Here is a 6,452-nt window from a genome sequence, read left to right on the forward strand (position 1 = left end):
CGGTGAAGCAGCGCGCAGGGGCTGATCAGGCCTCTGCGCGAGGCTCCTTGCGGCACAGGAGCTCGCCGTGCAGTACGGCGAACCAGGCGTCCTCCCGCTTCCCCCACTCCCGCCAGGCCCCCGCCACAGAATGCAGCTGCTCGGCGCTCACCTGCCCGGCCTCGGTGGCCCGCTCGGCGTACGACGACGCGACCGTCCGGTCCGCCCACAGGCCGCTCCACCACGCGCGCTCCTCGGGCGTGGCGAACGTCCAGGTGCTGGACGTGGCCGTGATGTCGGTCAGTCCAGCGGCCAGTGCCCAGGACTTCAGCCGTCGCCCGGCGTCCGGCTCGCCGCCGTTGGCGCGGGCCACCCGGCGGTACAGGTCCAGCCAGTCGTCCAGGCCCGGCAGCTCGGGGTACCAGGTCATCGCCGCGTAGTCCGAGTCGCGGACGGCGATGAACCCGCCCGGCTTGGTGACCCGGTGCATCTCGCGCAGCGCCTGCACCGGGTCGCCCACGTGCTGGAGCACCTGGTGCGCGTGGACCACGCAGAACGTGTCGTCGGCGTAGTCCAGGGCGTGGACGTCGGCGACCGCGAAGTCGACGTTCGTCAGACCGCGTCCGGCGGCCGTGGCATGTGCCTGGTCCAGGATGCCCGGCGCGTGGTCGACGCCGGTGACATGGCCGTCGGGGACCAGGGCCGCCAGGTCGGCGGTGATCGTCCCCGGGCCGCAGCCGATGTCCAGGACCTGCATAGGGGGCTTGAGTGAACCGAGCAGATAGGCCGCGGAGTTGGCGGCGGTCCGCCAGGTGTGCGAACGCAGCACCGACTCGTGGTGTCCGTGGGTGTAGACGGCGGTCTCCTGCGGCTTCGGCATGGCACTGCCCCTTCTTCTCCGGCTTCTCCGGTGTGCCGTCACCGTACGCCCGATGGCCGAATAATGAGACCCGCGTTTTGGAATATGGACTGCTGGATCGTCAGAAGCGATGCAGGGGGCGGTAGACGGTGAGGGCTCGCGGCTGTTTCTCCAGTGTCAACTCGCCCTGCACCTCCGTGACTTCGCCGTCGTAGGCGAGGAGCGTGCCAGGGGTCACGCCGGTCAGGGCCAGCCGGTCCACCCGGACCGACGCATGCGCCGGGGAACGGGTCAGGGGGGCCGCGAGGGCGGCGGCGAGCAGCTCGAGCGCGGGCCTGCGGCCCCCGTGCACCAGCCGTACGTCGAGCAGCCCGTCCGCCAGGTCGAGACGGCGCCCCGGGGTGAGCCCGAGCCGGTGGTACACACAGTTGCCGACGAACAGCAGCCACAACGGGTGTGTCGCGCCGCCGAGTTCGACCTCCAGCGGATGCCGGTCCGCGCGCAGCACCCGCCAGGCGCCGAGCACACCGGCCGGCCAGCCGCCGATCCGGTGCGACCAGTGCTCCCGCTCGCGCACCAGCTCCGGATAGACGCCCAGGCTCAGCGTGTTGAGGAAGACGCCCTCCCGGTCGCCGGAGCGGAAACGCCCCACGTCCACGCGCACGGCCTGGCCCCGCCGCACCGCCCGGGCGAGGCCGTACGTGTCCTCGATGCCCAGGTCCTGGGCGAAGTGGTTGAGCGTCCCGCCGGGCAGCACCGCCAGCGGCAGTCCGTGGCGCAGGGCGGTCGCGGCGGCCGCGTTCACCGTGCCGTCCCCGCCGCAGACCCCGAGGATCCGCGCTCGGGCCGCCGCCTTGGCCAACTCGCCGCCCACGTCGTCCGGTTCGCACTCGACGACCTCCGCCCATGGCAGCACGTCCCGCAGCGCACGCACGCGCTCCGCGGTGCCCGAGCCCTGGTTCGCGACCACGACCAGACCATCGCCGCCTGCCGCCGCCGGGACCACCGCGCGCGGCCGGCCCCGCGGGCCGACCTGGGCCCGGGTCGGCACCAGGCCCCGTACGGCGAACGCGGCGCCCGCGCCCAGGGCGGCACCCGCGAGCACGTCGCTCGGGAAATGGGCACCCGTGTAGATGCGGGACATGGCCACCGAGAACGCCACCGGCGCGAGCGCCGCGCCCCACGCCGGGGACTCCAGGGCGACCCCGGCCGCGAAGGCGGCCGCCGACGCCGCGTGACCGGACGGGAACGACGTGGTGATCGGCTGCCGCTTCAGCTGCCGCACCAGCGGGACCGGGTCCAGGACGGGCCGGGGGCGGCGCACCGAGCGCTTGCCGAGCGTGTTGATCGTCAGGGAGGCCAGGCTCAGCGAGGCGAGACCGCGGACGGCGGCGCGGCGGGCGCGCGGGGTGCGGATCGCCGCCATGGCCGCCGCCGTCGAGAACCACAGCACACCGTGGTTCGCACTCCGGCTCAGCCGCGGCAGCACGCCCTCGGCACCCGGCCAGTGACGGTCGGCGGCCATTTCGAACAGCCGGTAGTCGAGGCCGAGCAGCCGGGCGCGCAGGCCGTGCGGGACGGGTCCGGGGACGGTGAGGTCTACGTCGGGGCTCATATTGGGGCGGGTACCCTGAAGCGGCCGTTTTCTGTGCGCCGATGGTGCGAACGAGTTGCTGTGCTTGGTGCGAGCGAGTTCGTGGGTGTGGTGCGAGTGAGAGGAACCCTGAATGCGTCTGCTCCTCATCCGCCACGGTCAGACGCCGTCCAACGTCGACTGGCTGCTCGACACCGCCCTACCCGGCCCCGGCCTGACCCCCTTGGGGGAGCGGCAGGCCGCCGCCCTGCCCGTGGCGCTCGCCGATGAGGACATCGAGGCCGTCTACGCCTCCACGCTGGTCCGCACGCAGCTCACCGCCGCCCCGCTGGCCGCCGCCCGCCGCCTCGACGTGCTCGTCCGGGACGGCCTGCGCGAGCTGTCCGCGGGCGACCTGGAGATGCTGCCCGGCGACTCCGAACGCGGTCAGGAGTACATGCGGACCGTGTTCGCCTGGGCCGCCGGTGACACCGGCCTGCGGATGCCGGGCGGCGAACTCGGCGCGGAGGCGCTCGCACGGTACGACGCCGTGATCGCCGAGGCCGCGGACAGCGGCGCCGGAACCGTCGCCGTGGTCAGCCACGGGGCCGCGATCCGGCTGTGGACCGCCGCCCGCGCCGACAACGTCGACGTGCCCTTCGTCGCCGCCCGCCCGCTCGACAACACCGGTGTGGTCGTCGTGGAGGGCTCGCCGTCCGACGGCTGGAAGGCGCTGTCCTGGGCGGGCTCGGTCGTGGAACCCGCGGGACGAGGCGGCCCGGCCGGAGAGCCGCAGCCGGTGAGCCTGAGCGCCCCGGAGGCGGACCGGCCGGCCGGCGGGCAGGCGGCCGGATAACGGTTTGCCGCAGGTCGGGGGCGCCCCGCACAATTCGTCCCCATGGGACATCTGGAAGCCGCGCACCTCGAGTACTACCTCCCCGACGGGAGGGCGTTGCTCGGCGACGTGTCCTTCCGGGTCGGTGAAGGCGCCGTCGTCGCCATGGTCGGCCCGAACGGCGCGGGCAAGACGACCCTGCTGCGGCTGATCTCCGGCGAGCTGAAACCGCACGGCGGCACGGTCACCGTGAGCGGCGGCCTCGGCGTCATGCGCCAGTTCGTGGGGTCCGTACGGGACGAGACGACCGTACGCGACCTGCTGGTGTCCGTCGCACCGCCGGGCATCCAGCAGGCCGCGCGGGCCGTCGACAAGGCCGAGCACGCCCTCATGACCGTCGACGACGAGGCCGCCCAGCTGCAGTATGCGCAAGCCCTCGCCGACTGGGCGGAGGTGCGCGGCTACGAGGCCGAGACCCTGTGGGACATGTGCACCACGGCCGCCCTCGGCATGCCCTACGAGCGCGCGCAGTGGCGCCAGGTGCGCACCCTGTCCGGCGGCGAGCAGAAGCGGCTGGTCCTGGAGGCCCTGCTGCGCGGCACCGACGAGGTACTGCTGCTCGACGAGCCGGACAACTACCTCGACGTGCCCGGCAAGCGCTGGCTGGAGGAGCGGCTGAAGGAGACCCGCAAGACGGTGCTCTTCGTCTCCCACGACCGTGAACTCCTCGCCCGCGCCGCCGAGAAGATCGTGTCGGTCGAACCCGGACCCGCGGGCGCGGACGCGTGGGTGCACGGCGGCGGTTTCGCCACGTACCACGAGGCCCGGCGGGAACGCTTCGCCCGCTTCGAGGAGTTGCGCAGGCGCTGGGACGAGAAGCACGCGCAGCTGAAGAAGCTGGTGCTGAACCTCCGCCAGGCGGCCTCCATCAGCCATGAGCTGGCGTCCCGCTACCAGGCCGCACAGACCCGGCTGCGCAAGTTCGAGGAGGCCGGGCCGCCGCCCGAGCCGCCGCGCGAGCAGGACATCACCATGCGCCTCAAGGGTGGCCGCACGGGCGTAAGGGCGGTCACCTGCACGGGACTTGAGCTCACCGGCCTGATGAAGCCCTTCGACCTGGAGGTGTTCTACGGCGAGCGGGTCGCCGTCCTCGGCTCCAACGGCTCGGGGAAGTCGCACTTCCTGCGGCTGCTCGCGGGCGACGACGTGGCGCACACGGGCCAGTGGAAGCTGGGTGCGCGCGTGGTGCCCGGGCACTTCGCGCAGACGCACGCGCATCCCGAGCTGATGGGCCGTACGCTCCTCGACATCCTGTGGAAGGAGCACTCCCAGGACCGGGGCGCGGCCATGTCCCGGCTGCGCCGCTATGAGCTGACCCAGCAGGCCGAGCAGCCCTTCGACCGGCTCTCCGGCGGCCAGCAGGCCCGTTTCCAGATCCTCCTGCTGGAGCTTCAGGGCGTGACCGCGCTGCTGCTCGACGAGCCGACGGACAACCTCGACCTGGAGTCCGCGGAGGCGTTGCAGGAGGGTCTGGAGGCGTTCGACGGGACGGTCCTCGCGGTGACACACGACCGGTGGTTCGCCCGCACCTTCGACCGCTACCTGGTCTTCGGCAGCGACGGCCGGGTACGGGAGACGGCCGAGCCGGTGTGGGACGAGCGGCGGGTGGAGCGGGCGCGGTAGGGGCCAACCGTTCGTACAGTGGCTTTAAGGAACGCGAGACACGACGAGCGGGGCACGCCATGACTGGAGTCGACCCGGACCGTCTGGACGACCAGCAGCTCATGAAGGAGCTGGAGACGATCCACCGCACGCGCCACGACACGCTGCTCTACGGCTCGAACGACGCGCTGCGGGCCCACAACGAGCGCATGGCCCAGCTCGAGGGCGAATACCTGCGCCGCAACCCCCGCCGCCTGACAGCGGCCGGCCGCACCCGCGAGGGCGCCCGCGAACGCAACTGCGGCGGGGCGACGACTCCGGGGAGCGCCGGGGTCTGAGTGGAGGTGCTGGGGTGGCCGGGCGTGTGTCCGGGGCGGTGCCGGGGTCACCCGATAGGCCGTTCGCGTCCCGCCAATGGCGTCCGGCCGCGCGCGGGGAGCGGCTCGGCGGGCTGTGATGGCAGCGGGGGCACGACGACCGTGCTCCCGCTGCCATCAGTTCTGAAGGAGCTCGCTCATGCGCCGCACCGCCCGTGCCGCCCTTGTCGCAGCCGCCCTGGCCGGTGTCGTCGTGGGCACCGCGCCGGCCGCGTCCGCCGATCCCGCCGCACAGGTCACCCCGGATACCGCCCAGCCCGGCGGCTCCGTCACCGTCTCCGTGACCTGCGCCTCGACCGGCGGGACCGCCCCGGCGACCCTCGCGGCCGCCTCGCCCGCCTTCGAGGAGAGAACCGTCCAGCTGAACCGGATTCCCGACACCAGCGGCCAGACGTCCCGAGCCGCCTATCGCGGCACCGCGCGGGTCACCTCCGCGGGGAGCGCCGGGCAGGACGGCGCGCGGACCGTCACGGGCACGTGCCCTGGGGCGGCCGGCGCGAAGGGGGTGCCCTGGCGAGCTACGTTCACGGTGCCGGGTGAGGCGGGGGGCGGGGGCAGGGGGCGCGAGAAGGTGCCGGGTATGGATCCGGGGGCGGGGGCGGGGGCGGGCGAGCGTGCGGACGACGGTTACGTCGGTGGTGACAGCGGGATCGGCGGGATCGGCGGGATCGGCGGGATCGGCGGTGGCACCGGGAATCAAGGCGTCGGCGGGATCGGCGGTGGCACCGGGAATCAAGGCGTTGGCGGGATCGGCGGTGGCACCGGGAATCAAGGCGTTGGCGGGATCGGCGGTGGCACCGGGAATCAAGGCGTTGGCGGGATCGGTGGCGGCACCGGGAATCAAGGCGTCGGTGGGGTGGGTGGCGGTACCGGAAATCAAGGTATTGGTGGTGACACGGGGCACGACGGCGTCGGTGGGATCGGCGGCGGCACCGGAAATCAAGGCGTTGGCGGGGTGGGTGGCGGTACCGGAAATCAGGGCATTGGTGGTGACACGGGGCACGACGGCGTCGGTGGGATCGGCGGCGGCACCGGAAATCAAGGCGTCGGTGGGGTGGGTGGCGGCACTGGAAATCAAGGTATTGGTGGTGACACGGGGCACGACGGCGTCGGTGGGATCGGCGGCGGCACCGGAAATCAAGGCGTTGGCGGGGTGGGTGGCGGGTA

At 73.1% G+C, this 6,452-nt stretch carries 5 protein-coding genes and 1 pseudogene; 4 read left to right on the forward strand and 2 right to left on the reverse strand.

Going from position 1 to position 6,452, the window contains the following annotated elements; genetic code table 11:
• Positions 1 to 25 precede the first annotated feature (25 nt).
• Positions 26 to 859: a methyltransferase domain-containing protein gene (locus ACFYXB_RS40175; protein WP_389589993.1), complete on the reverse strand. Its 834-nt coding sequence runs from the start codon at positions 857 to 859 to the stop codon at positions 26 to 28.
• 100 nt (positions 860 to 959) lie between these two features.
• A complete protein-coding gene (locus tag ACFYXB_RS40180; RefSeq protein WP_389589994.1) occupies positions 960 to 2,453 on the reverse strand; it encodes a bifunctional phosphatase PAP2/diacylglycerol kinase family protein in 1,494 nt (497 codons plus the stop codon).
• A 112-nt stretch (positions 2,454 to 2,565) separates the two neighbouring features.
• Between ACFYXB_RS40180 and ACFYXB_RS40185 the strand changes: the two genes are divergently transcribed.
• From ACFYXB_RS40185 to ACFYXB_RS40200, 4 genes and pseudogenes are all read left to right on the forward strand, one after another.
• Positions 2,566 to 3,267, forward strand: coding sequence for a histidine phosphatase family protein (locus ACFYXB_RS40185; protein ID WP_389589997.1), 702 nt, complete (start codon positions 2,566 to 2,568; stop codon positions 3,265 to 3,267).
• Between the two features lie 42 nt (positions 3,268 to 3,309).
• Entirely contained in the window at positions 3,310 to 4,929 is a 1,620-nt protein-coding gene (locus ACFYXB_RS40190; RefSeq protein ID WP_389589999.1) for an ABC-F family ATP-binding cassette domain-containing protein, read from the forward strand.
• Between the two features lie 59 nt (positions 4,930 to 4,988).
• Complete coding sequence (locus ACFYXB_RS40195; protein WP_351352334.1) at positions 4,989 to 5,246, forward strand: DUF6158 family protein; 258 nt, start codon at positions 4,989 to 4,991, stop codon at positions 5,244 to 5,246.
• 178 nt (positions 5,247 to 5,424) lie between these two features.
• Positions 5,425 to 6,452 (forward strand): annotated as a pseudogene (locus tag ACFYXB_RS40200) (hypothetical protein); the annotation flags it as partial.

Source organism: Streptomyces sp. NPDC002619 (genome assembly GCF_042889305.1).
GTDB lineage: Bacteria > Actinomycetota > Actinomycetes > Streptomycetales > Streptomycetaceae > Streptomyces.